Source organism: Pseudomonas sp. P4_D7, from assembly GCF_056401755.1.
The window spans coordinates 1-25823 of the sequence record NZ_JBFUIR010000041.1; the positions used below are offsets into that span (position 1 = coordinate 1).

At 59.8% G+C, this 25823-nt stretch carries 23 protein-coding genes; 8 read left to right on the plus strand and 15 right to left on the minus strand.

Annotation, left to right across the window (positions count from 1 at the left end; translation table 11 throughout):
* Positions 1-35: 35 nt before the first annotated feature.
* From AC1DVF_RS22170 to AC1DVF_RS22210, 9 genes are all read right to left on the minus strand, one after another.
* Positions 36-557, minus strand: coding sequence for a DUF3455 domain-containing protein (locus tag AC1DVF_RS22170; protein ID WP_093433916.1), 522 nt, complete (start codon positions 555-557; stop codon positions 36-38).
* A gap of 158 nt (positions 558-715) precedes the next feature.
* Positions 716-2362 carry an ABC transporter ATP-binding protein gene (locus AC1DVF_RS22175; RefSeq protein WP_477783141.1) on the minus strand — a complete coding sequence of 549 codons (1647 nt, stop codon included), beginning with the start codon at positions 2360-2362 and terminating at the stop codon, positions 716-718.
* A 1-nt stretch (position 2363) separates the two neighbouring features.
* Positions 2364-3386: an ABC transporter permease gene (locus AC1DVF_RS22180; protein ID WP_320337542.1), complete on the minus strand. Its 1023-nt coding sequence runs from the start codon at positions 3384-3386 to the stop codon at positions 2364-2366.
* Positions 3386-4450: a microcin C ABC transporter permease YejB gene (locus AC1DVF_RS22185; RefSeq protein WP_127929047.1), complete on the minus strand. Its 1065-nt coding sequence runs from the start codon at positions 4448-4450 to the stop codon at positions 3386-3388. Before AC1DVF_RS22185 ends, AC1DVF_RS22180 begins: the two co-directional genes overlap by 1 nt.
* 1 nt (position 4451) lies before the next feature.
* On the minus strand, positions 4452-6317 hold the full coding sequence (locus AC1DVF_RS22190) for an extracellular solute-binding protein (protein ID WP_477783142.1): 1866 nt from the start codon (positions 6315-6317) through the stop codon (positions 4452-4454).
* Between the two features lie 151 nt (positions 6318-6468).
* A complete protein-coding gene (locus AC1DVF_RS22195) occupies positions 6469-9180 on the minus strand; it encodes a TonB-dependent receptor (RefSeq protein WP_177413120.1) in 2712 nt (903 codons plus the stop codon).
* A 208-nt stretch (positions 9181-9388) separates the two neighbouring features.
* Positions 9389-9790: an ExbD/TolR family protein gene (locus tag AC1DVF_RS22200; protein WP_093433931.1), complete on the minus strand. Its 402-nt coding sequence runs from the start codon at positions 9788-9790 to the stop codon at positions 9389-9391.
* Positions 9790-10476, minus strand: coding sequence for a MotA/TolQ/ExbB proton channel family protein (locus AC1DVF_RS22205; RefSeq protein WP_371748312.1), 687 nt, complete (start codon positions 10474-10476; stop codon positions 9790-9792). Before AC1DVF_RS22205 ends, AC1DVF_RS22200 begins: the two co-directional genes overlap by 1 nt.
* Before the next feature lie 67 nt (positions 10477-10543).
* Entirely contained in the window at positions 10544-11368 is an 825-nt protein-coding gene (locus AC1DVF_RS22210) for an energy transducer TonB (protein ID WP_194936012.1), read from the minus strand.
* A 1113-nt stretch (positions 11369-12481) separates the two neighbouring features.
* Between AC1DVF_RS22210 and AC1DVF_RS22215 the strand changes: the two genes are divergently transcribed.
* A complete protein-coding gene (locus tag AC1DVF_RS22215) occupies positions 12482-13105 on the plus strand; it encodes a glutathione S-transferase (RefSeq protein WP_093433937.1) in 624 nt (207 codons plus the stop codon).
* Positions 13106-13232: 127 nt separating this feature from the next.
* On the opposite strand, the gene AC1DVF_RS22220 is transcribed toward AC1DVF_RS22215, so the two are convergent.
* The gene (locus AC1DVF_RS22220; protein ID WP_477783143.1) at positions 13233-13673 is read right to left on the minus strand and encodes a CBS domain-containing protein; all 441 of its coding nucleotides are present in this window, start codon (positions 13671-13673) and stop codon (positions 13233-13235) included.
* Between the two features lie 198 nt (positions 13674-13871).
* Between AC1DVF_RS22220 and AC1DVF_RS22225 the strand changes: the two genes are divergently transcribed.
* A complete protein-coding gene (locus AC1DVF_RS22225) occupies positions 13872-16232 on the plus strand; it encodes a DNA polymerase II (protein ID WP_477783144.1) in 2361 nt (786 codons plus the stop codon).
* Here AC1DVF_RS22225 and AC1DVF_RS22230 read toward each other — a convergent pair.
* The 3 genes from AC1DVF_RS22230 to AC1DVF_RS22240 form a co-directional block, all read right to left on the minus strand.
* Positions 16197-16667: a DUF1810 domain-containing protein gene (locus AC1DVF_RS22230; RefSeq protein WP_460091517.1), complete on the minus strand. Its 471-nt coding sequence runs from the start codon at positions 16665-16667 to the stop codon at positions 16197-16199. The genes AC1DVF_RS22225 and AC1DVF_RS22230 overlap by 36 nt on opposite strands.
* Positions 16668-16692: 25 nt before the next feature.
* Positions 16693-17514, minus strand: coding sequence for an aldo/keto reductase (locus tag AC1DVF_RS22235; RefSeq protein ID WP_460091515.1), 822 nt, complete (start codon positions 17512-17514; stop codon positions 16693-16695).
* 184 nt (positions 17515-17698) lie between these two features.
* Positions 17699-18847 (minus strand): aldose epimerase family protein, encoded by a 1149-nt coding sequence (locus AC1DVF_RS22240; RefSeq protein ID WP_460065197.1) that lies wholly within the window; start codon positions 18845-18847, stop codon positions 17699-17701.
* Between the two features lie 278 nt (positions 18848-19125).
* Between AC1DVF_RS22240 and AC1DVF_RS22245 the strand changes: the two genes are divergently transcribed.
* The 3 genes from AC1DVF_RS22245 (at position 19126) to AC1DVF_RS22255 (ending at position 22095) form a co-directional block, all read left to right on the plus strand.
* Positions 19126-19875 carry a hypothetical protein gene (locus tag AC1DVF_RS22245; RefSeq protein WP_186624135.1) on the plus strand — a complete coding sequence of 250 codons (750 nt, stop codon included), beginning with the start codon at positions 19126-19128 and terminating at the stop codon, positions 19873-19875.
* 196 nt (positions 19876-20071) lie between these two features.
* Positions 20072-21286: an MFS transporter gene (locus AC1DVF_RS22250; RefSeq protein WP_460129404.1), complete on the plus strand. Its 1215-nt coding sequence runs from the start codon at positions 20072-20074 to the stop codon at positions 21284-21286.
* Between the two features lie 2 nt (positions 21287-21288).
* A complete protein-coding gene (locus AC1DVF_RS22255; protein ID WP_477783156.1) occupies positions 21289-22095 on the plus strand; it encodes a sulfite exporter TauE/SafE family protein in 807 nt (268 codons plus the stop codon).
* A 111-nt stretch (positions 22096-22206) separates the two neighbouring features.
* On the opposite strand, the gene AC1DVF_RS22260 is transcribed toward AC1DVF_RS22255, so the two are convergent.
* Complete coding sequence (locus tag AC1DVF_RS22260; RefSeq protein ID WP_460129402.1) at positions 22207-22671, minus strand: GNAT family N-acetyltransferase; 465 nt, start codon at positions 22669-22671, stop codon at positions 22207-22209.
* Between the two features lie 209 nt (positions 22672-22880).
* On the opposite strand from AC1DVF_RS22260, the gene AC1DVF_RS22265 reads away from it, so the two are divergent.
* Positions 22881-23426 carry a DUF4174 domain-containing protein gene (locus AC1DVF_RS22265; RefSeq protein WP_477783145.1) on the plus strand — a complete coding sequence of 182 codons (546 nt, stop codon included), beginning with the start codon at positions 22881-22883 and terminating at the stop codon, positions 23424-23426.
* A gap of 155 nt (positions 23427-23581) precedes the next feature.
* Here the strand turns inward: AC1DVF_RS22265 and AC1DVF_RS22270 are convergent, their stop codons facing one another.
* Positions 23582-24730, minus strand: a complete 1149-nt coding sequence (locus AC1DVF_RS22270) for an AAA family ATPase (protein ID WP_477783146.1) — start codon at positions 24728-24730, stop codon at positions 23582-23584.
* A gap of 498 nt (positions 24731-25228) precedes the next feature.
* Here AC1DVF_RS22270 and AC1DVF_RS22275 point away from each other — a divergent pair, with 498 nt between their 5' ends.
* A complete protein-coding gene (locus AC1DVF_RS22275) occupies positions 25229-25519 on the plus strand; it encodes a DUF6124 family protein (protein ID WP_320337554.1) in 291 nt (96 codons plus the stop codon).
* Between the two features lie 16 nt (positions 25520-25535).
* Positions 25536-25802 (plus strand): hypothetical protein, encoded by a 267-nt coding sequence (locus AC1DVF_RS22280; RefSeq protein WP_194935582.1) that lies wholly within the window; start codon positions 25536-25538, stop codon positions 25800-25802.
* Positions 25803-25823 lie beyond the last annotated feature (21 nt).

The window sequence follows — 25823 nt, forward strand, 5'->3', positions numbered from 1 at the left end:
CCCGCTCCCACAGGGTTTATCAGTGGTGCCAGAAGTCAGTTCGCCGCCCAGAAGATGTAATCGGCCTGGTACTTCACCACTTCCTGCTTGCCCTTGTTCGCCGTCGTGCATTCACTGCCCGGTGCCACGCCGCCCTTGAGCGCGACACGCTGGATGTAACTCACGCCGCTCATCGCGCCTTTACCCTCGGCCGGGTTGGCCTTGACCAGTTGATAGGGCAGGTTGCCAGGAGTCGACGGCGCCACGGCCAGTTGTGTGCCGGTGACTTTCGAACCGTCCTTGGCCTGCCAGGTCGCTGGCGGGCCGAAGTAGGTGCCGACCTGCTTGCCGCTGCGATCATTGAGCACCGCTTTCGGACCGACAAACGTCCACTCGGTCTGCCCGGCCGCGTTAGGCTTGTCGCGGCACTCGTAGGTGATCTCGCCGACGCCGGTGGTTTCCATGGCGATCTTGTGGCCGTCCGGCACTTTGATCGCGTCGGGGTAACTGCTTTGGGCGAAGGTCGTCGAGGACAGGGCGAGCAAACCGGTGAGGCCAATCAGTTGAGTGATGTTCATCAGTGTTATCTCCAAAAAAGGGTAGACCGCTGACAGCCGAAGAGGGCTGTTACAGGGACTACCCGTGACGGAGGCGTTTGGATGCAGTGGCCGGAAAATAAATTTCAAACCCCACCGATTTTCCCTGTGGGAGCGAGCTTGCTCGCGAAGGCGGCCTTTCAGCTAATAGAGGTGGTGACTGATCCACCGCTTTCGCGAGCAAGCTCGCTCCCACAGGGTTTTGTGTCGGGCTTGAGGCCGGAGGCTTTCAGGAGTTCCTGGGTATAAGGGTGTTTGGGCGCGGCAAAAATCTCCCGCGACGAACCCTGCTCCACCACCTTGCCATCCTTGATCACCATCAAGTCATGCGCCAGCGCATGTACCACCGCCAGATCATGGCTGATGAACAAATAGGTCAGCCCATGCCTGATCTGCAACTGCCGCAACAACTCCACCACCTGTTTCTGCACCGTGCGATCCAGCGCCGACGTCGGTTCATCCAACAGAATCAGCGCCGGCTCCAGCACCAGTGCGCGGGCGATGGAAATGCGTTGGCGCTGGCCGCCGGAAAACTCGTGGGGATAACGATGGCGGCTCTGCGGGTCGAGACCGACTTCCTCCAGCACCCGGATCACCGCCGCTTCCCGCTCAGCCTCAGTGCCGATACCGTGAGTCAGCAAGCCTTCGGCAATAATCTGCTGCACTGACATCCGTGGGCTGAGGCTGCCGAACGGGTCCTGGAACACCACTTGAATCTGCCGCCGCAACGGCCGCATCAAGCGCTGATTGAGCAGGCTCAGTTGCTTGTTGCCGAAGCGGATATTGCCCTCCGATTCGACCAGCCGCAGGATCGCCTGACCCAGCGTCGATTTTCCTGAACCGGACTCGCCGACAATCCCCAAAGTCTTGCCGCGTTGGAGGGTGAAACTCACGCCGTCCACCGCTTTGATGTAATCCTGCTGGCGACTGAACAACGCCTTGGGCAATGGAAACCACACCTTCAAATCATCGACTTCGAGCAGGTTGTGGTCGTACTCACTGGGCACCGGCGCACCGCTCGGTTCGGCCTCGATCAGCAAGCGACTGTAAGGATGCTGCGGCGCGCGAAACAGCGTTTCGCAATCGGCCTGCTCAACGATCTCGCCTTTACGCATCACGCACACGCGCTGAGCGATACGCCGGACCAGATTGAGGTCATGGCTGATCAGCAACAGCGACATGCCCAACCGTTGCTGCAACTCGATCAGCAGTTCGAGAATCTTCTGCTGCACCGTGACATCCAGCGCCGTGGTCGGCTCATCGGCGATCAACAGTTCCGGCTCGTTGGCCAGCGCCATGGCGATCATCACCCGTTGCCGTTGTCCGCCGGAAAGCTGATGTGGATAGGCTTTCAAACGCTGCAACGGCTGGCGAATGCCGACCAGTTCCAGCAGCTCCAGAGTCCGTTCGCGGGCAGCGCGGCCCTTGAGGCCTTTGTGAATTTCCAGTACTTCGCTGACTTGCTTTTCCACGGTGTGCAGCGGGTTCAGCGAGGTCATCGGCTCCTGGAAAATCATCGCAATGCGGTTGCCGCGCAGGCCGCGCATCTGCTGCTCGCTGGCGTGCAACAAGTCCACGTCGTTGTAGCGGATCGCGCCGCTGCTGCTGACGTTCTTGCCCGGCAACAAACGCAGAATCGAATGCGCGGTCACCGACTTGCCCGAGCCGGATTCGCCGACCAGTGCCAGACACTCGCCGCGGCGGATATCCAGGTTCAAACCGTGCACCACTTCCTGCCCGGCGAAGGCCACGCGCAGATCGCGAATTTCAATCAGGTTGTCGTTCATCTCAGCTCCTTGGATCAAACGCATCACGGCAAGCCTCACCGATGAAAACCAACAAAGACAAAATCAGCGCCAAGGCAAAAAACGCCGTCAACCCCAGCCACGGCGCTTGCAGATTGCGCTTGGCCTGACCGATCAACTCGCCCAGCGACGCGGTGCCGGCCGGCATGCCGAAGCCGAGAAAATCCAGTGCGGTCAGCGTGGCGATGGCGCCGGTCAGAATGAACGGCAGGTAGGTGAGGGTGGAGGTCATCGCGTTGGGCAGGATGTGCCGGCACATCAGTTCGTTGTCGGTCAGGCCCAGCGCTCGCGCGGCTTTGACGTATTCCAGATTGCGTCCGCGCAGAAACTCGGCACGCACCACATCGACCAGCGCCAGCCAGGAAAACAACGCCATGATCCCCAGCAACCACCAGAAACTCGGCGAGACAAACCCGGACAAAATGATCAGCAGGTACAGCACCGGCAACCCCGACCAGATCTCCAGCAGCCGTTGTCCGAGCAAGTCGACCCAGCCACCGTAATAACCCTGCAACGCCCCGGCAACGATGCCGATCAACGCACTGATGCCAGTGAGGATCAGCGCAAACAGAATCGAAATCCGCGTGCCGAAAATCACCCGCGCCAACACGTCGCGCGCCTGATCATCGGTGCCCAGCCAATTGCTCGATGACGGCGGACTCGGTGCCGGTTCGCTGAGGTCGTAATTGACCGTGTCGTAACTGAACGGGATCGGCGGAAACAGCATCCAGCCGCCCTGATCCTCGATCAGTTTGTGCACATAATTGCTGGCGTAATCCGGCTGAAACGGCAGCTCGCCGCCGAAATCGGTTTCCAGGTAATCACTGAGGATCGGGAAGTAAAAGGCGTCGTGATAACGGATCACCAGCGGCTTGTCGTTGGCGATCAACTCACCGCCCAGACAAATCAGGCACAGTCCGATAAACAGCCACAACGACCAGCGTCCGCGCCGATTGGCTTTGAATTGCGCAACGCGACGCTGACCGAGAGGAGAAAGAGTGAACATCAGGCAGTCCTCGCCGAGAAGTCGATGCGCGGGTCGAGCAGGGTGTAGCAGAGGTCGCCGATCAGCTTGATCAACAGGCCGAACAGGGTGAACAGAAACAGCGCGCCGAACACCACCGGGTAGTCGCGCGATACCGCCGCTTCGTAGCTCATGCGCCCGAGGCCGTCGAGGTTGAAGATGGTTTCGATCAGCAGGGAACCGGCGAAAAACACCTCGATCAGTGCCGACGGCACACCGGCCACCACCAACAACATGGCGTTGCGAAACACATGGCCGTAGAGCACGCGCCTCTCGGTCAAACCCTTGGCCCGTGCGGTGATCACGTACTGACGGCTGATCTCGTTGAGGAAGCTGTTTTTGGTGAGGATCGTCAACGTCGCAAAGCCGCCGATCACCAACGCCGTCACTGGCAATACCAGGTGCCAGAGGTAGTCGCCGACCTTGCCCAATGTGCTGAGGCTGTCGAAGTTGTCCGAGACCAGCCCTTGCACCGGAAACCAGTTGACGTAGCTGCCACCGGCAAACACCACGATCAACAGAATCGCGAACAGGAACGCCGGCATCGCATAGCCGATGATGATCGCCGTGCTGCTCCAGACATCAAACGCGCTGCCGTTCCTTATCGCTTTGCGAATGCCCAGCGGGATCGAAATCAGGTAGGTGATCAGCGTCGCCCATAAACCCAGCGACAGCGAGACCGGCAACTTCTGCACGATCAGATCAGTGACCTTGGCGCCGCGAAAAAAACTGCTGCCCAGATCCAGCTGCGCGTAGTTTTTCAGCATCAACCACAGGCGTTCGTGCATCGGCTTGTCGAAGCCGTAATGGTGTTTGATCTCCTCGATCAACGCCGGATCGAGGCCACGGCTGCTGCGCCCGGCGCCGCCAACCGCAGCGACCTCGCCACCGCCGCCCATGCTATGCCCGCCGAACCCTTGCAAGCGCGCGATGGCTTGCTCCACCGGCCCACCCGGCGCGGCCTGCACGATGAGAAAATTCACCACCAGAATGCACAGCAGCGTGGGGATGATCAGCAGCAAACGTCGACTCAGATAACGCAACATGTCACTGGCCCCCCGCAAGCTGGCTGTGCATTTGTTGCGTGGTCAGCGCCTTGGCCGATATCTCCCACCAGGTGTTGAGGCCTTCGTCGTAGGCCGGTTGCACGGCCGGCATGCCGAAGCGGTTCTGATACACCGTCGGCGTGCCTTTGGAGTAATAGTTGGGAATCATGTAGTAACCCCATTGCAGCACCCGGTCGAGGGCGCGGGCGTAATGCACCATGGCTTCGCGGCTGTTGGCCTGGACCAGTCCGTCAATCAGTTGATCGACCGCCGGATTGGCCAGCACCATCGAGTTCGAGCTGCCGACTTGCGTGGCGCTTTGCGAGGCGTACAGGCTGTACAACTCGCGGCCGGGGGAGACGATCGGATCGCCGCTGCGCGGGAAACTGGTGACGATCATGTCGTAGTCGCGGGCGTTGAGGCGGTTGACGTATTGCGCTGAATCGATGCGCCGCAAATTGAGGGTGATGCCGATCTGCGCGAGGGTGCGCTTGAACGGCAGCAACATGCGATCGAAGCCGCCCTGACCGTCGAGAAAAGTGAACTCCAGCGGCTCGCCGGCAGCATTGACCAAGCGATTGTGTTGCGGTGTCCAGCCGGCCTCGGCGAGCAGCTGCAACGCTTGCAGTTGCTTGTCGCGAATGTAGCCGCTGCCATCGGTTTTCGGCGCCTGATAAACCTCGGTGAAGACCTCGTCGGGAATCTGCCCACGCAGCGGTTCGAGGATCTTCAATTCTTCGGCGTCGGGCAGGGCGGTGGCGGCCATTTCGCTCTTCGGCCAGAAGCTGTTCTGGCGCACGTAGAAGCCGCGCATCATCTGTTTGTTGGTCCACTCGAAATCCCACAGCAGGCTGATCGCCTGACGCACGCGGCGATCCTTGAAGAACGGGTTCTGCAGGTTGAACACGAAGCCCTGAGCGGCGGTGGGTTTGTCCGGGGCGAGGATCGACTGTTGCAAACGACCGTCGCGCAATGCCGGGCTGTCATAGCCGACCACGTAACCGGACGAGGAGAACTCGCGGTTGTAGTCGAACGCGCCGGCCTGCAGCAGTTGGCGGGCGACGTCGGTGTCACCGTAGAAATTCACCGTGAGCGTGTCGAAGTTGTACATCCCGCGACTGACCGGCAGGTCTTTGCCCCACCAGTCCGGATCGCGCTCGAAACTGATGCTGCGCCCGGCGTCGACCTTGCTGACCCGGTACGGGCCGCTGCCCAGCGGTGGCTCGAAACCGCCGCCATTGGCGAAGTCGCGAGTTTTCCACCAGTGCTCGGGGACCACGCGCATCGTCGCCAGATCCAGCGCCAAGGTGCGGTTGAGGTTGTTCTTGAAGGTGAAGCGCACCTGCCGTGGGCCTTCGATCAGCACGTCCTGCACATCGGCGTATTGCTGGCGATAACTCAGGCTGCCTTTGGTCATCAACAGGTTGAAGGTGTAGCGCACGTCTTCGGCGGTGATCGGCGTGCCGTCGGCGAAACGTGCTTTTGGATTGAGGGTGAAGCGCACCCAGAGTCCATCGGGATCGCGCTCGATCTGCTGCGCGACCAGTGCGTAAACGGTGTACGGCTCGTCGAGTGAACGGAACGCCAGCGGCGAGTACACCCAGTCGTTGACCTGCACCACGGAAATGCCCTGATCGGCATACGGACTGATGTAGTTGTACTGGCCGATTTCCATCGACGCGCGGCTCAGCGAGCCGCCCTTGGGCGCCTTGGGATCGACAAAATCAAAGTGCCGGAAGTTCGCCGGATACTTCGGCGCCTCGCCGTACACCGTCAGCGCATAGCTGCCAGCGGCCAGCGCCGAAGTGCCGGTGCACAGCAGCGCACTGCCGAGCAGCAAGCCAGCCATGTTGCGCAAAAAACTCATGCAATCACTCCTCAAAATCCCTGAAGGAACCCGACCCCCCCTGTGGGAGCGAGCTTGCTCGCGAATGCTGTGTATCAGTGAAGGATGTGTTGACTGATACACCGCATTCGCGAGCAAGCTCGCTCCCACATTGGGTTTGCGGTGCTCTTGGTTAGAAGTGGTAAGTCATGCGCGCAAACAAGGTGCGGCCCAGCGGGTCGGTGTAGCGCGGGTCATAGCCGCTCTGGAAGTTGTAGGCCTGGTTGGAGAACGGCGGGTTGCGGTCGAACACGTTCTTCATCCCGGCATCGACATCCAGCACCTTGTTGAAGGTGTAGCCGGCCGACAGGTCCCACACCGAATACGACGCCACGCGCGCGTGGGTGTCGCGGTCGTAGTCGTTGTAACCCGTGGTGAAGCGGTTGGTCAGTGCCGCCCGCGCCGCGCCGAAGGTCCAGCTGCCGGTGAGGTTGTGCTTCCAGCGTGCGATCACGCCGTCACCCTGGAAGTCGCCGACCTTATCGGTGAACGGGCCTTTGATGGTGCTCTGGAAGTCGTACTCGTCAACGTAAGTGCCTTGCAGGCCCAGACCGAACTGACCGTACGGCGTGTTCGGAAAGCGATAATCCAGCGACACATCGACACCGTTGGTTTCGACGATGCCAAGGTTGGCGTTGCCGGTGACGATGTAGTTGAGCGTGCCGTCGGCGTTGCGCACGAAGCGGTCCGGGTAGGAACCGGCCTGATCAAACACGGTGGATTCCGGGAACGGCTGGATCTGGTTGGAGATGTGAATCCACCAGAAATCCAGACCCACCGAGAGGTTGTTGATCGGCTGATAGACGAAGCCGAGGGTCACGTTACGGGCCTTTTCCGGGGCCAGATCTTCGTTGCCGCCAATCTGATTGAGGAACTGCTGACCGCAATCACGGCCGCCGTTACCGCCCGGTTGCACCACGCCGCCAGTACACAGCACCGGGTCGTTGTAGTAACCCTGAGTGAAAGTGATGCTGCGCGGCGAATACAGCTCGTACAGCGACGGCGCCCGGAAGCCTTCACTGTAGGCGCCACGCACCACCAGCTCTTTCAACGGCTGATAACGGAACGAGTATTTCGGGTTGGTGGTGCTGCCGAAGTCGCTGTATTTGTCGTGACGCACGGCGGCGGACAGTTCGAGGCTGTCGAGCACCGGCACGTTGATTTCCGCGTAGGCGGCTTTGACGCTGCGGTCGCCCTCGACACTGCCGTTGGGGTCGATGCCGAGGCTCTGGATGTCGCCGGCGAACGACTCGAAGTCCTGATGGAATTTCTCTTTGCGGTATTCGCCACCCAGTGCCAGACCGGACGGGCCAGCGCCGAACCAGTCGCCGATTTCACGGCTGATACGACCATCGAAACCGGCTACACGGCCCACAGCAGTGGAGTAGGCGCCGTGGTAGGCCGCGTTGTCGATGTACTGCTGACCGGCGGCGGACTGCGGGCCGAACGGGTTGAGCAAACCACTGGCCAGACCATTGATCATCGCCTGGTCGCTGACAAAGCCATTGGTGACGCTGGAGACGATTTTGTTCTGGTTGTACGAGGCGCCGACGTTGTAATCCCAGCCGCCAACCAGACCATCGAAACTGAGCAGGAAGCGCTGGCTGGTGTTCTGGTCTTTCGATTCACGCGGGCCGGCCGCAGTTTCACGCCAGTTGACGTCGACCGGTTGGGTCGGGTCGAGAGCGAAATCGGTCGGCGCTGGGGTGATGCCGTTGCCGGGGTAGTAGGGCGACGAGCCGTCGAGGCTCAGGCCGGTCAACGGCGCAGGGCCAATCGCCGTGGCGTTGTTGTTGCGCGACCAGAAGTACTCGAGATTGACGTTGTGATCGTCGCCGAGTTTGCCGGTGGTTTTGCCGAAGAACGAGGTCTTCTCGGTCTGTGGCACCAGGTCGATGTATTCGCGGGTGCTGAAGCGGCACAAGCCGTCGCGGGCGACCAGGTTCGGCCCGTTGCAATTGCTGTTGGCCAGCGGGTTGGTGGCGTTGCCGTTCTGGCTGTAGTTGCCGGGGAACGCAGTGCCGGAGGTCTGATCGAGGCCGCGACCGGGGGCGTAGTCGGTGGCGAAGGAGCGGTCGTTGGCGTCGAGGTTCTGCTGCTTGTTGTAGTTGAACACGCCGAGAACGTTGAAGCGGTCTTCTTCCAGATCGCCGTAGCCCCAACTGGCGCTCATGTCTTTGGTTTGGCCGCCACCGCTGTGGGTCGGGGTTTCGCCGCCGAGGGTCAATTGGCCGTCGGTCAGGGATTTCTTGGTGATGAAGTTGATCACGCCGCCGATGGCGTCGGTGCCGTACAAGGCCGAGGCGCCGTCACGCAGGACTTCCACGCGCTCGATGGCGGCAAACGGGATCATGTTCAGATCCACCGCGCCGCCGGCCGAGTTGGTCCCCGACAAGGCGTTGTTGGCCAGGCGTCGACCGTTGAGCAGCACCAGCGTCTTGTTTGCGCCGATGCCGCGCATGTCGGCGAATGAGGCGCCGCCAGTGGCTGCGCCCACGGAGCCGGCGCTGTTGTTGATCGACTGGCTGCCGGTGATGCGCTGCACCAGTTCGGCGGTGGTGGTCACGCCCTGTTTGCGCAGCTCATCGGCCTTGAGAATGGTGATCGGCACCGCCGTTTCCGCATCGACCCGGCGAATCGCCGAACCGGTCACTTCCACCCGTTGCAGTTGCGTGGTCGGCGCAACCACCGCCGCAGCCGCCGGGACGTTAGCGTTGTCGTCCTCGGCCGCCTGCACAGTCCCGGCGCCCATCCCCATGGCCACCAGATACAACGGAACAAAACGGTGACGAGAAATCGTTGCCACCAAGGGTTTGAGCGTGAAGCGTGGAGTGTTCATCAGCATGGTTATTTCCGACTTTTTAGACGTTATCGAATTGGCCTTGTGAGCCCCTCATTGCTCCGCTATCGGTGATACCGCGTGCGGAAAACCACTTTCTTCAAGCAAGCCGATCCCCTCCGAAGACGCGTGGCGTTTTTTCGGTCGGCTGGTTGCGACGGGATTCGGTCAGCGGTGCCGGACGCGTGTTTTCAGTACGCGGCCGCCACCGCACTCAGTGGGTGGTCATCACCGATATTTTGGTGATGCCCGAGCGTTCGATCGACGCCATGGCTTTCGCCACCTGGCCGTAATTGACGGCAGAGTCGGCCTGCAACTGCACGCGCACTTCGCTGTCCTTGGCCTTGACCTCCTTGAGGCTGGCTTCCAGCGATTCCGGGGCCAGCTCGGTTTTCGCCAGATAGAACTTGCCGTCCTGATCGACGCTGACCACCACCGGATCCTTCTTCTCGGCGGGGGCGACGGCGTCGGTTTTCGGAAGGTTGACCTTGATCGCGTTGGTCATCAGCGGTGCGGTGACGATGAACACCACCAGCAGCACGAGCATCACGTCGACCAGTGGCGTGACGTTCATTTCGCTGAGCACTTCATCGCTGTCTTGAGTGGAAAAGGACATCAGCTGGCCTCCCGCACGGCGGCCGTGGTTTTGCTGGCGATGGCCTGACGGCTGATGGAAAACGCACTGCGCGAGGCGAGGGCGTCGAAGTCATGGGCGAAGTCGTCCATGTCTGCCGAAGCGAGTTTCAAACGACGCAGGAAGAAGTTGTAAATCAGCACCGCCGGTACGGCGACAGCGATACCGACGCCGGTGGCGATCAACGCGTGACCGATGGGACCGGCGACCGCTTCCAGGCTGGCCGAACCGGTTTCGCCGATGCTTTTCAGCGCTTCCATGATTCCCCACACGGTGCCGAACAAACCAATGAACGGCGCGGTGCTGCCGATACTGGCGAGGATCGCCTGGCCGTTTTCCAGCGAGCGGCGTTCCTTCTGGATCTGCTGGCGCAGATTGCGTTCCAGGCGATCCGAACGGTTGATGGTGTGCGCCAATTGCTGGGTGGTACGCGGCGAATCTTCCACCAGCAGCGCTTCGAAACCGCTGCTGGCGATACGCGCCAGCGAGCCCGGATACTGGCTGGCGTGTTCGGCGGCGGTGAGCAGATCCGGCGCGCCCCAGAAGGCTTTGCTGAATTGTTTGTTCTGCGCTTTCTGCCGCAGGTACTGCGCCGACTTGACCAGCAGGATCGCCCAGCTGACCACGGAAAACAGCACCAGACCCCAGAGCACGCCGGGGACAATCATCGAAGACAAATCGTTCATGGTGACACCTCGCTTGCGTTATTCGGTTGTGCGTTGATTGAGCGTTCGGTTATTGCGGCAATTTGAAATCGATGGTCTGGGTGGCGAAGCCGTCGATCGGCGTATCACCGCGTTTGGCCGGAATAAACTTCCAGTTCTTCACGGCGGCGACGGCGGCGTCATCCAGTTGCGGTTTGCCGCTGGATTTGGTCACCGTCACCGTGCCGGCGCGACCGTTGGCGAGTACCTGAATGCGCAGCACCACGCTGCCCTCCCAGTTGCGACGCAGTGCCAGCGACGGGTATTCCGGCGGCGGATTGCCAAGGCTGGCGAGACCGGAAATCGCTGCCGACTCCTTGACCGGACCCGGCGCGGCAGCAGGGGCTGGCGGTGCGCTCGGGGTGGCCGGTGCAGCAGGCGCGGCAGGTTGTGCCGGAGCGGGCGGCGCTTTCGGTGGCTCGACCTTTTTCACCGGTTTCGGCTTTTCGACCGGTTTCGGTTTTTCGATCGGCTTGGGTTTCTCCACCGGTTTCGGTGGTGGCTTGACCGCGTCCTCGTCTTCCACCGGTTGTTCCGGTTCCGGCGGTGGTGGCGGAGGAGGCGGTGGTGGTGGTTCCGGTGTGGGCGGTGCCGGTGGCGTCGGGCTGGTCAGCTCGACGGTCATTTCCGGAATCTGCGGTGGCGTTGGCAATGGCTCTGTTTTGGATTGCTGGAGAAACCACCAGGCGCCGCCGTGTATCAGCGCCGACACAGCCACCAGCAACACCATCTGCTGTTTATTCAGACCGCCGGGTTGCGAAGTGTTGGCTTTAAACGCCGGCCTGCCCGGAGGCGGCGGAATTGGCGCTTCCCGCAACGACCCCGGCAGGGTTCTGTGCTTTACCGCATCGTTCATTAAAGCTCCCTCGGGTTGATGAAGGGCAATAAGGTGCCGTCCGAACATCCAGGAGATGTTCGAGTGGGTGGGTGCAACTTTCTTCAAGGTGAGCAGAAGCCGATAGTTGAACTATCCGGTTAACAAGGCTTGTGCAAACTTACTGGCTTGGCGTCATCGACTTTGAGTGTTCATTGGCCATTCCCTGGTTGTTCTTCTATTGCGTAAGACAACGGTCGGTGTCTCATGCTTGTTACACATAGCAACCGCTGTGCCAGATATTGCTGAAATGTAGAGTGCGTATTTCATGAGTGTTACCCATGTCGCATTTATATAAGTTTTAACCTTGTCGTGGTTTTTCCATGGCGCGCAGATTGCCGTTACTCCGGTCGAGGGAGCTTTTTCACAGGCGAGTCAGGTTGTGCGCCATATCACGCTGATCGGCGGGATAGAGCGGCGGCTTGGCTTGCGGCCAGGGCACTTGCTGGTGCGCGGCGGACCGAATTGGTGCGGGTCAATGTTTTAGCGGCTCACGGGGCATGTTCCTTGTTGTTGGTTAAATGAAATCACTGTTTAAAGTATTGAATAGTTCAAATCCGTGGAGCAGTTTTGGTGCACTTGAAGTGGCGCTGAAAGTTATTGTTCGACAATCCTGCTGTCGTTCAATGCGCACTGCGTTTGCGTAGTAAATGTCCGAGTCTTATTTAAAAAATAAATAGCACGCTGCCGTCGGCCAATAACTCATTGGCGAACGCAGTGCGCTGTCGAGGTGTCAGGTAATAAAGTAAGTGTGAAGGCAGCCGGGACTGTTCGGATGAACTCGGCGGCGAACGGATAAATGCAAATAGGCTGTGATGCGGCAGAGCGTTTGAAGATTCACGCGGTGAACTCCTTGTTGCCAGCTCGGATACGCGAACTTTTGGTTCGGTATCGCACCTTACAAGAACGCGGATAGCGTTCGATGAATGCTCTTGGTGCGGGATGGGCACCGCCAGCGCTGTTTTGCGAGGTTTGAATTCGCAAGTCGCGAGTGCATGGGAAAACCGTGCCAAAGCCGATACACAGGCAGATTATTTCTACATCCACGCTACAGCCATCTACCCTGTGGCAATGGTCTTTTCGGGGGGATTGGATATGTACCAGCTCTATGGGCACAGAAATTCAGGCGCGGCGGCCATCGAAGCGGCGCTGGAACTGTGCCAGATCGCTTACCGTTTCATTGATGTCGAGGCCAGCACCGAAGCTGCCGAGGCGTTGGCGCAGCTCAATCCACTCAAGCAGATACCGACCTTGCAACTGCCCGATGGCAGCGCCATCACCGAGAGCGCGGCGATCCTGATTCATCTGGGCCTGACATTTCCCAAGTCCGGCCTGCTGCCAGCCAAGGCGAATGATCGTGATCAGGCGATTCGCGGCCTGGTCTATATCGTCAGCAACTGCTACGCGGCGATCGGCGTCATCGATTATCCGGAGCGCTGGCTGCTGATGCCCGACGAAGCCTCGCGGCAGAATCTGGTCGCCGGCGCGCGCGAGCGTTTGCACTGGAGTTGGGAGGTGTTTGCCGATCAGTTTTCCGCCGAGCTGTATCTCGATGACGAAACGCCGGGGGCGCTGGATGTGCTGGCGGCGGTGGTGACACGCTGGGCGGGCAGTCGCGAGCATTTGCGCCAGACGCGACCGGGGTTTTATGCGTGGTTGCAGCGAATTGACCGGCATCCGGTGCTGGCGCCGGTGTTTGCCCGGCATTGGCCGTCCTGACCGCTAAAGAACCCTGTGGGAGCGAGCTTGCTCGCGAAAGCGGTGGGTCAGAAAAACAAGCGTCGACTGATACTCCGCCTTCGCGAGCAAGCTTGCTCCCACAGGGGTAGGGGATGATCCTGAAGGGTTATTCCCCGCGAATGTACTTCTCCAACTGCTTGATCAGTTCCGCCTGTTCGGCAATCGCTTCCTTGACCAGGTCACCGATCGACAGCAAGCCGATCAACTTGCCGTTCTCCACCACTGGCAAGTGGCGCAGGCGTTTGTCCGACATGATGCCCAGGCAGGTGTCGACGGTTTGATGGGTGTCGACGGTGATCACGTTCGCCACCATGATATCGCGCACCGGCGTGCCCACGGATGAGCGGCCATGCAGCACCAGTTTGCGCGCGTAATCGCGTTCACTGATGATGCCGACCACCTTATCGTCTTCGACCACCAGCAAGGCGCCGACGTTTTTTTCGGCCATCTTCATCAGCGCTTCGAGCACCATGTGATCAGGCTTGATCTGGTGCACTTCCTGATTTTTCTGATCTTTGAGCTTGAGCAGTTGGGCGACGGTCTTCATGGCGGTTACTCAGGTGTTGTCGTTGTTCTCCAAGCATCGTAGACGCAAGCGCGCAGGGCAAGGTGGCAAAGCGGCAGATAACACGCAAAAAACGTCATTCGCCGGTTTTTTCCATGGTTGGCGCCGATTTATCGCCAGGGTCATCCCGTGCAATGCCGCGTAGAATGCCCCTCTGTTTCAATTTCTGAGGTTGCAGTGGTGGATTTACCGCAGGGCTTCGTCCTGACCCGGCATTGGCGCGATACCGCGGCCGGCACCGAAGTCGAGTTCTGGCTGGCGACCGACGCCGGGCCGCGCCGTGTGCGCCTGCCACATCAGCCGTCGGTGGCGTTTATTCCCGCCGAGCAGCGCGCAGCGGCCGAACGTCTGCTGCACGACGAGAAGAATGTCGAACTGCGCCCGCTGGCCTTGCAGGATTTCGAACATCGCCCGGTACTCGGTCTGTATTGCCAGCAACACGGCCAGTTGATGCGCCTGGAAACCGCGCTCAACCGCAACGGGGTCGACGTCTACGAAGCCGACGTGCGCCCGCCGGAGCGCTATCTGATGGAGCGCTTTATCACCGCACCGGTGCAGTTCAGCGGCACGCCCGATGCCAACGGCGTATTGCTCAACGCCCAGCTCAAACCTGACCCCGATTATCGACCGAAGCTGCGCCTGGTCTCGCTCGACATCGAAACCACCGAAACCGGTGAGTTGTATTCGATCGCCCTCGAAGGTTGCGGCGAACGTCAGGTATACATGCTCGGCGCGCCGAACGGCGATAACCGCATCGTCGATTTCGACCTCGAATACTGCGACTCGCGCACCATCATTCTGAAGAAGCTCAATGACTGGTTCGCGCGCCACGACCCCGACGCGATCATTGGCTGGAACGTCGTGCAGTTCGATCTACGCATCCTCCACGAACACGCACGGCGCCTCGGCGTGCCGCTGAAGATCGGCCGTGGCGGCGAAGAAATGCAATGGCGCGAACACGGCAGCCGCAATCACTACTTCGCCTCGGCGGCGGGGCGGCTGATCATCGATGGCATCGAGTCGCTGCGTTCAGCGACCTGGAGCTTCCCGTCGTTCAGTCTGGAAAACGTCGCACAGACCCTGCTCGGCGAAGGCAAGTCCATCGACAACCCGTACCAGCGCATGGACGAAATCAACCGCATGTTCGCCGAGGACAAACCGGCGCTGGCCAAGTACAACCTCAAGGACTGCGAACTGGTCACGCGGATCTTCGCCAAGACTGAATTGCTGACCTTTTTGCTGGAACGTGCCAGTGTCACCGGCCTGCCGGCCGATCGCAGTGGCGGCTCGGTGGCAGCATTCACGCATCTGTACATGCCGTTGATGCACCGCCAGGGTTTTGTTGCGCCGAACCTCGGCACCAATCCGCCGCAGGCCAGCCCCGGCGGGTTTGTCATGGACTCGCAACCGGGCTTGTACGAATCGGTGCTGGTGCTCGATTACAAGAGCCTGTATCCGTCGATCATCCGCACCTTTTTGATCGACCCGGTCGGCCTGATCGAAGGCTTGCAACACCCGGATGACGCCGACTCGGTGCCGGGCTTCCGTGGTGCGCGGTTCTCACGCACCCGCCATTGCCTGCCGTCGATCGTCTCGCGCGTGGCCGAAGGTCGTGAGACCGCGAAACGTGAGCACAACGCGCCGCTATCGCAGGCACTGAAGATCATCATGAACGCCTTCTACGGCGTGCTCGGCTCCAGCGGCTGCCGCTTCTTCGATACGCGGCTGGCGTCATCGATCACCCTGCGCGGTCACGAGATCATGCTGCGCACGCGCAAGCTGATCGAAGAGCAGGGCCATGCAGTGATCTATGGCGACACCGACTCGACGTTCGTCTGGCTGCGTCGCCCGCACGGACAGGAGGAGGCGGCCAGCATCGGTCATGCGCTGGTCAAGCACGTCAACGACTGGTGGCGCGCGCATGTGCGTGATGAATATGGCCTGGAAAGCGCCCTCGAACTGCAATTCGAAATTCACTACAAACGTTTCCTGATGCCGACCATTCGCGGCGCCGAGGAGGGCAGCAAGAAACGTTATGCCGGTCTGGTCACCCGTGCCGACGGCAGCGATGAAATGGTCTACAAAGGTCTGGAAACCGTGCGTACCGACTGGTCGCTGCTGGCCCGGCAATTCCAGCAGGAACTCTACGAGCGGATTTTCCAGCGCAAGCCCTATCAGGATTACGTGCGCGACTATGTGCGCAAAACCCTAGCGGGCGAATTCGATGATCGACTGGTTTACCGCAAGCGCCTGCGCCGCACCCTCGACGATTACGAACGCAACGTACCGCCGCATGTGCGTGCGGCGCGGCTGGCCGACGACTACAACGCGCAGCACGGGCGCCCACGGCAATACCAGAACGGCGGCTGGATCAGTTACGTCATCACCCTGGCCGGCCCGGAGCCTTTGGAAGTGCGCCGCGCCGCCATCGACTACGACCACTACATCACCCGGCAACTACAACCGGTGGCGGATGCGATTCTGCCGTTTGTCGACGACGATTTCTCAACCCTGATCGGGGGGCAGCTGGGTCTGTTTTGAGTCGAGCAACTGCAGCGTCCATTCATCGAGAATGCCGTGGAAGTAGCGCTCCAGCGCCTGATTGAACACGCTGTCTTCAGCGGCAAATTGAGCGAACAGGGTCATCGAGGAATGAAATTTCAGGTCATCGGGATGGCCGAAAATCTCCGCGATCGAGCGCTGTGGCACATTAAGCACAAGCTGCGTGCAGGTGCGTAGTCGGGCGCCGAGCAGCTCGTGGGACAGATAGGCCCGGGCTTCCTCGGCTGAACCGATGGCGTAGCGCCGGGACATTTCACTGCCGCCCAGGCCGGCGAACTGCGGGAAGACAAACCACATCCAGTGGCTGCGCTTGCGGCCCTCATCGAGCTCGCGTTGCACGCGCTCGAACACCGGGTCCTGAGCCTGGACAAAACGTTGCAGGTTGAACGGGTCGTACTGATCAGTGCTTCTCATCGCGAAGCCCTCGCCAGCCGCTGGCTCAAACCATGGCCAGCCGCTGCTTGCGTTGTGGCGCTTGAAACGCCTGGTCCAGCGCCGCCAGATCCCCGGCCTCCAGTTGCAGTTGCGCGGCTTGTGCATTGAGTTGCACGTGTTCCGGTCGCACAGCCTTGGGAATCGCAATCACACCATCCTGACGCAGAATCCACGCCAGCGAAACCTGTGCGGGGGTTACACCATGACGAGCGGCAATCTCATTCAGCAGCGGTTCAGCCAGCATCGCGCCGCCCTGGCCGATCGGACAGTAGGCCATCAGCGGCAGGCGCTGGTGTTGGCACCACGGCAGCAGATCGAATTCGATACCGCGCTCTTCCAGGTTGTACAGCACCTGATTGGTCGCGCAGGCGGAACTGGAGAGTTCTTCGAGATCGTCGACATCGAAATTCGACACGCCCCAACGGCCGATCTTGCCGTCCTCGCGCAGGCGTTCGAAGGCCTCGACGGTTTCTTCCAGCGGATACTGGCCGCGCCAGTGCAACAGATAGAGGTCGATGTAATCGGTGTCGAGCCGGCGCAGGCTGCGCTCGCAAGCTTGCGGGATGCCCTTGCGGCTGGCGTTGTGCGGGTAGACCTTGCTCACCAGAAACACCTGATCGCGCAGGCCGGCAATGGCTTCGCCAACCACGCTTTCGGCGCCGCCCTCGGCGTACATTTCGGCGCTGTCGATCAGGGTCATGCCCAGCTCGATACCGCTGCGCAGTGCTGCCACTTCACGCTTGTGCGCCGAGCGGTCTTCGCCCATGCGCCAGGTGCCCTGGCCAATGATCGGAACCTGGACGCCGGCCAGTTCGAGGGTACGCATGCAAACCTCCTTGCTGAATGTGTCGATACCTTTTAGTGGGCAGCAGGATAGACCAGATCGTTCCCACGCTCTGCGTGGGAATGCAGCCCGGGACGCTCCGCGTCCCTTCGCGAGCTGGAACGCGGAGCGTCCCTTGAGGCATTCCTTTGCTGCGCGTGGGAACGATCAGGTACGGCGGGGCGAGTTATTTTGCGGAGAACTTCAACACCACGCTGTGGCTGTAAGCCTGCCCCGGATCAAGCCGAGTACTCGGGAAGTCCGGCTGATTCGGTGAATCCGGATAGTGTTGAGTCTCCAGGGTAAACGCGCCCCAGTGCGGATACACCTTGCCACCCTTGCCCTTGACCGTACCGTCGAGGAAGTTGCTGGTATAGAACTGCACACCCGGTTCCGTGGTGAACAACTGCAGAACACGACCGGACTGCGGATCACTCACCTCAGTCGCAACTTTGCCGATATCACCCTTGGTATCCAGCGCCCAGTTGAAGTCAAACCCACCCTGTTTCGGCTCAGCGAATTTCAGCTGCGGATGATCAGCCTTGATGTGCGTGCCAATCGCCGTCGGTTTGCTGAAGTCCATCGGTGTGCCGGCCACGGGCGCCAGTTCGCCGGTCGGGATCAGTTTGGCGGTGACCGGGGTGTAATGGCTGGCGTGCAGGGTGGCGACCTGTTTGAGGATGTCGCCATTGCCAGCGCCGGCGAGGTTGAAATAGCTGTGGTTGGTCAGGTTGAGCACGGTCGGTTTGTCGGTGCTGGCCTTGTAGTCGATGCGCAGCTCGTTGTTGTCGGTGAGGCGATAGGTCACCTCGGTGGTGAGGTTGCCGGGGAAGCCCATTTCACCGTCCGCCGACAGATAGGTCAGGGTCACGCCGACGGAATCCTTGTCCTTGGTTTCCTGTGCCTTCCAGACTTTCTTGTCGAAGCCCTGCGGGCCGCCGTGCAGCGCGTTGGTCTTATCGTTCTGCGGCACTTGATAGCGCTTGCCGTCGAGTTCGAAGGCACCTTCGGCGAGGCGATTGCCGAAGCGGCCGATGGTTGCGCCGAAGTAGGCGGTGCCTTTCTGGTAACCCTGGACATCATCGAAGCCGAGCACGACGTCGTCGAACTTGCCGTGCTTGTCGGCGACTTTCAGCGATTGCAGGGTCGCGCCGTAGGTGATGACGGTGGCTTGCATGCCGTGGCTGTTGCGCAGGATGTATTGCTCGACGGGCGTGCCGTCATTGGTTTTGCCGAAAGCTTTGTGTTCGGCGCTGAGGCCGGCCGCGTTGGCGGAGAGGGTGGCGATCATCAGGGACAGTCCGAGGCCGGAGAGCAGGTGACGGGATTGAAGCATGGTTGACCTTCCTTTTTGTTGTTGTTTTTGAAAGCGGCGTTCTATCGGTATGTTGATCACCGAAAAAACAAAGTAGTCATACTAAATACTCATCAGGTGAAAATTTATAGCTGATTAATCGTTTATTTCAACAATAAAGACAGACTAAATTGCAAGTCGTAGTAGGTGCAAGGACGACCGGGCATTCGGTGCACTGCACTTTTTCGCAATCGGCGGCTCTATCCATGGCCAGGATGCGGTGACTCCCGCCGCACAGGAATGTGCCTGTTCGAGATTTCATGCCGAGAGCTTTTGCCCTGATCGCTGCTTTTTTCCGCCGCCCGTGCCTGTTGCTGGTGTGTTTGTCGTCGCTGCTGTTCAGCGGTTGCAGTCACCAGGACGGCAACGGCTTCTTCAATCAGATGCGTGAAGGGCAGCCGCAGGAGTTCCTGCAGACCAGCGTCGACCGCATGGCCACGTTGGCGATGCGCGACAACCTCAGCAGCCTCTATCGCTTGCAAGCCAAGCTGTACCTGCGCAACCCGGACGAGCTGCGCAAGTCAGGGTTTCTCAACATCCATGCCGCTGTGAAGCAGGTGCGGATGGCCGTCGAGCAGCAACAGCCGTTGCCGGTGCTTGGCGGTCGAAAAGATCTGGCGGCGCTCAGCTATGCGATGAGTCCGGAGTTTCTCGGCGACCGTGTCGGCGCGTTCATCTATGCCATCGGCAGCATGCTGGTCACCGCTCATGGCAATCGCACTGAGTTCTACATGACCGATGCGATCAACCCGACGTTCGTTCACAACGCTGCACGCAATATCGAAAAAGCCACGTGGATTTTGTCCCAGCGGCAGAACAAGGAAGGGCAGCCGCTGCTGTTTTCCAATGAGATCTCGGAGGAGGGCAGCAACCTGAGCTTCGCCACCGAGTTCGGCAAAATCGTTGCGCGACTGGATCTGATCACGCAGATGCTTGATGAGCGTTACCGGCGGATCGGCCTCAACTACGCGCAAAGTCTGCTCTTCCTGAATTTCCTGCCGGTGCAGTGAGTTCCACGAGAACCTGGGGAGTGCAGAGATCCAATGTGGGAGCGAGCCTGCTCGCGAACGCGGTGGATCAATCAACACTTCAGTGCCTGAAAGAGCGCATTCGCGAGCAGGCTCRCTCCCACATTGATCGAATAGTGAAGGTTGTTTTTGTATACAATCCGTCACCGCTATTGATCAAAATGGAGCCGCACCCGTCATGACCGACCCCGCCAGCGCCGATTTCAGCCGCGTCGACCGCACCGCCCGTGCGGACAAACTGCCCTATGCCGCGTTGCTGGCGTTCGCCATGACCGGCTTCATCGCCATTCTCACCGAGACCCTGCCTGCCGGACTGCTGCCGCAAATCGGTGCCGGGCTCAACGTCAGCGAAGTGTTGGCCGGGCAACTGGTGACGCTGTATGCACTCGGCTCGATCGTCGCCGCGATTCCGCTGACCGTCGCCACACGCGGCTGGCCTCGGCGCCGGGTTTTATTGATGACGGTCGGCGGGTTTCTGATATTCAACACCGTCACCACGTTTTCCAGCCATTACGGTCTGACCTTGGCTTCGCGGTTTCTCGCCGGGATGGCGGCGGGGCTGTCGTGGGGGATCATGGCCGGGTATGCGCGCGGCATTGTGCCGGTGCATCAACAGGGTCGAGCACTGGCGATTGCCATGCTTGGCACCCCGGTGGCGCTTTCACTGGGCACGCCGGCGGGGACGTGGCTGGGCAATCTGATCGGCTGGCGTGCGTCGTTCGGGATCATGTCGGCGCTGGCTCTGGTGCTGGCCGCGTGGATCGTGATCGCGGTGCCGGATCGTCCGGGGCAGGCCAGTGACGAGCGTCTGCCGCTGCTCGAATCGCTGCGCCTGCCGGGTGTGCGACCGGTGTTGTTCGTGGTGCTGACGTGGATGCTCGGACACAACATTCTCTACACCTACATCGCGCCGTTTCTGATGCAGGCCGGACTAGCTGACAGGGTTGATCTGGTGTTGTTGGTGTTTGGCCTGTGTTCGCTGGGCGGGATCTGGATCATCGGTCTGCTGGTGGATCGCTGGCTGCGCTGGCTGACGTTGATCAGCCTCGCGGTGTTTGCGCTGACCGCGCTGGTGTTGGCAGTGGCAGCGCCGTCACCGCTGATCATTTATGCCTGCATGGCGGTGTGGGGCCTGTCGTTTGGTGGCTCGGCCACGTTGCTGCTGACCTCGGCGGCGGACTCGGCCGGTGATCACGTCGACGTGGTGCAGGCGATGCTCACAACCTCTTGGAACGTGGCGATCGCCGGGGGCGGGTTGTTTGGTGGCTTGTTGCTCGATCGGGCCGGGGCGATGTCGTTTCCGTGGGCGTTGCTGATTTTGTCGCTGATCGCGCTGGCCACGGTGTGGGTCAACAAACACCACAGCTTCAAACCGGGTCGAAGGGTGCATTAACTCTGGAAAGCACCGCTTCACCCTGTGGGAGCGAGCTTGCTCGCGAAAGCGGTGCCGGGCTGGTGGTGGGTTTTATTGTCGGCATGACCGGTGTCGGCGGTGGTTCGTTGATGACGCCGATCCTGCTGTGGTTCGGCATCAACCCGGCAACGGCGGTGGGCACTGACCTGCTGTACGCCGCCATTACCAAATCCAGTGGCGTCCTCGTCCATCGCAAAAACAAGAACATCGACTGGGCCATCACCGGTTGGCTGACCCTCGGCAGTGTGCCGGCGGTGGCCATGACCTTGTGGTTCCTCAGCACCCTGCACACCGCGCCGGAAGCGATGAACGCCATCATCAAGCAGGCGCTGGGCTTCGTCCTGTTCGCCACGGCGCTGGCGATCTTCTTCAAGAAACGCTTGCTCGACTTCGCCCACAAACGCGCCGGCGGCAACTACAACCCGAGCGGTTCGCGCCTGAACGTGATGACTGTGATCACCGGTCTGATTCTCGGCACCATGGTCGCCCTGACCTCGATCGGCGCGGGCGCCCTGGGCACCGTTGCGCTGTTCATCCTCTATCCGCTACTGCCGACCCGCCGTCTGGTCGGCACAGAAATCGCCCACGCCGTGCCGCTGACCCTGGTTGCAGGCCTCGGCCACGCGAGCATGGGCAATATGGATTGGGGTGTGCTGGGCTTCTTGCTGGTCGGCTCGTTGCCGGGCATCTGGCTCGGCAGCCATCTGACCGGACGCATCTCCGATGAAGTGCTGCGCCCGTGCCTGGCGACGATGCTGGTGCTGATCGGCTACAAACTGGCGTTCTGATCCGGCCCCGCCAAATACGGTCTCATGTAGGAGTTGCCGCAGGCTGCGATCTCTTGATGTTGTTTTTAAAGATCAAAAGATCGCAGCCTGCGGCAGCTCCTACGGGGGTTCTTACCGGCGGATGGCGTATTTCATCACCGTCACCGGCAAACCGTCGTACACCAGCTCTTCAACCACTTCCCAACCCAGCCGCGCATACAGCGACTGCGACGTGTCGGTGTACAGATACAACTCAGGCACACCCAGCGCCGCCGCTTCTGCAACCACTCGATTGACCAGTTGCGAAGCAATCCCGCGACCGCGTTCCTCAGCCTTCACATAAACGCCTGCCAGCCACGGCGTCAGGTTCGGTCGCAGCTTCAGATCGCTTTCGATCAGCAGCGCGCCGCCCAGCAAACGTGAACCCTCAAGCGCCACCACCACGCTGGGCACTGCGCCTTTGCCGCAGGATTCGCGCATGTGTTCGATACGGTCCTCGACGGTTTGCCCGGGACGAAACTCGCCCCACTCCTCGAAGTTGAGCGTGGCCAGTTCTTTGATCAATTCGGGGTGATCGCACAGGTAATCGATGTGCATAGGGGGGGAACTCCATTCCATTGGCAGAACCGCCACCCTAATGCGGTCATAAAAGGTAATCAAATCCGCGTTGCGATCACCTCGGATATGTTGCGCAATGTCGCGCCTGTCCTAAGCTTCTGACTAGGCGGAAGATATTTGCCGGGTTGTCCCGGAACAATCGCCACGATGCGCAATCATTAGAGCGTGGATATCAAAAGGAGATGCGCATGCTCATCAGGTCATTGACCCTGACACTCTTGCTGGCGATTGCCGGCCCCTTGTTCGCCGCTGACAACGATTCGCCCATTGCCGGAGATATGGGCCGCGCCCGACCGCTGATCGTGATCGCACAAAGCACGGTCGACCCCGTGTGGGTAGGCCTTAAAAAGTCGCTGGAGGATCCCGCCAACAAAAAGGGCGTCACCGACCGCAACATCAAGGTCTACACCATCCTCAGCATGTCCGGCCAGCTAGACGGCAAGGACATGGGCCAGCAAGACACCATGGCACTGATCCGCGCATTGAAACTTGGCGCCGGCGAGTTACCCAAAGTGATTTTGGTGGGCAAGGATGGCGAGAAGAAACTGGAAAGCTCCGGGGACGAATCGAAGTCGGTGGATTTGAAGAAGATCTTTGACACCATCGATGCCATGCCGATGGCTGAGAAGGAAGCAGCCGCTGCGGCTCAGGCGCCAGTTGCTGCTACGCCGGAACCTGCCAAAGGCGCGAAGAACGCGAAGCCGACCAAGCCGCCGGAAATGCCGGATGATTGATCGCACAGTCACTGAATAAAACGCGTCCCCTGTAGGAGTGAGCCTGCTCGCGATAGCGGTGTATCAGTCACCATCAGCGTTGACTGATACACCGCTATCGCGAGCAGGCTCACTCCTACATATTTGCGGACACCGAAGCCCTCACTGCAACCTGTCTACCCACGGCTATCGCCCTCATCAAGCAGGTAAACCAGCACACCTTTGGTATCACCTACGACCAGTGGAGAATGCGTGGTCAACACGAACTGGCAATTGGGAAAGGTCGTGCTTAATTGCGCTATCAGACCGAGCTGCCATTGCGGATCCATGCGCAATTCCACATCGTCGATCAGAACAATGCCGCCACCGTGCAGCGGGTTGTCCATCGATGGATTCATCATCGCCAGACGCCTGGCCATGTCACCCACCAACGCAATCATCGACTTTTCGCCAAGCGAGAGCTGAGTGACATTGAATGTCGCGCCATGCTTGTCGATAGCCATATGCAAGTGCGGTTTGCGTTGCACGCGCAGGTTAGTGAAATCCGGCATGAATGCGGTGAGGGCCGAACGAACGGCAGTCAATTGGCGATCGCGAGTGGAGGCTTTCACATTGGCCAGCGTTTTCCAGGCGTCGCTGTCAGTACCGAATTTTTCCGCGATTTCGGCCAGTGCGGTATCGGAAATCCCGTCTTCGTTTTCGCTGTCTTCGCGTTCGCGGAACCATTCGAAAAAACTGCCAAAATCGGCACCCCCGTGAAAACTGGTGTCGTAGCCGTCGAGTTGATCGAAGGCTTGTTTGCCGCTGATTTTCAGCGGGACTTCTAAAACGCAACGTTCGGCCGGGTAATAAGCGATCAGCGGGAGTGAGGCACTATCGTCGGCGGTGAGTTGAGTGCGGTAGTGGTCTGCAAGCAGTCTGACTTCGTTTAAATATCCACGGCCCGAAACAGCACCTTCTTGGCGACTTCGGGCAGCGCCCCATACGAACAATTCGTTTTCGGAACCCGCACCACTCTCAGCTGCGCGCGGATGTGAAACGTCGGTGATGCCAATCGAGAGGACGGCTCCTGAGGCGCCGTTGCGAATATCTTCATCGACAAGGTATTTGCCATTGCCTTTATTGGAGCGAATTTTTGCGATCAGCCAGCTCAGACAAATATTCAGGGATTTGAGAATGGTGGTTTTTCCGCTGCCGTTGTTTCCCACCAGCACCGTGATGTTCGAACGATGTGTCGGGGTAGGGGCAAACTGAATATCCATGTCGCCAAAGTGTCCGACATCCGCAAGCTTCAAACTTTTTATTTCCATCACTGCGCCCTTCAAATGACTGTTTCTTTGCCCGACGCCATCCTCGTCCAGAGATTGACTCGATGCAGTGTAGATACAACAAATTCATTCGCTAACCCAAAGTCGTTGCAGCATGTGCCGGCGGAAATGTCTGACGCAAACCCCCTTCAACCCCCGTGGATTTTTCCTGCAAGTCGCGGCGGCGGTGGTGAACTGGTGGGGTTGGGATAGGAGGGATAGTCTTCTTTGGCCGCTGCAAAACACAGTGGTCGGACGTGGAAGTCCGGTTGTCGGTTACATCCATCAATGTCTCAAAAGCGCATGTCGACGTTATTTATGTCAACATCGCCGCGTTTTTGGCGGCTGTGCGCAGGGGCACTTTCGAGTGCGCCGGGTTTTGGTGGATTGGCCTGGTCTTCCACACCTGCGTACAGCTGCCACCCTCATGTGGAAGTGAGAAAGGTAGTTTTTCCTACAATTCACTACGGTACTTCATACATGAAAAAACCAACGCCAAATCCCCCCGAATCCCCCATGGATTCAGGATCCTTCGACGCCAACAACCCCCGCTTACGCAACCCCCGTCACCCCGATCCCATCAGCCACCTCTTCACCATCCTCCCCGATATCGATACCCCCACGCTGCTCTGCCACGCTTGCGAAACCCTCGCTTCATTGAACGTACTGACCACTGATCTGGCCGCTGAACTGCAAGGTTCGCCGCGTAGCCTTGCCTTGTCGATTCAGCAGTTGGCCGTACTCGGCGAGTTGCTGGTCAACCGAGCGCTGGACAATCTCGATCCACCGGCGGCGACGCAACATTGAACAGGGAGGTTCAAACATGGCGCGATACATTCCAATTACCGGGATCGACTGCAAGATTCCCAGTCTGTTGATCGACAGCGAAGCACCGGTGGATGTGCTGCACGGCACAGCGGCTTACCGTTTGCGCTGTGTGACGCAATTAATGGAGACCTTGGCGCTGGGAGACGGCAAGGGCCACGACGCATTACTGCTACAGGATTTCGCCCGGGTGATGGCGATCCCGTTGCGGGACAGTTGCGACTTGATGGATGTCATCGGCTGGAAGTTGCAGGCGCAGCTTTAAAGGCTGAAACGAAAAAGGGCG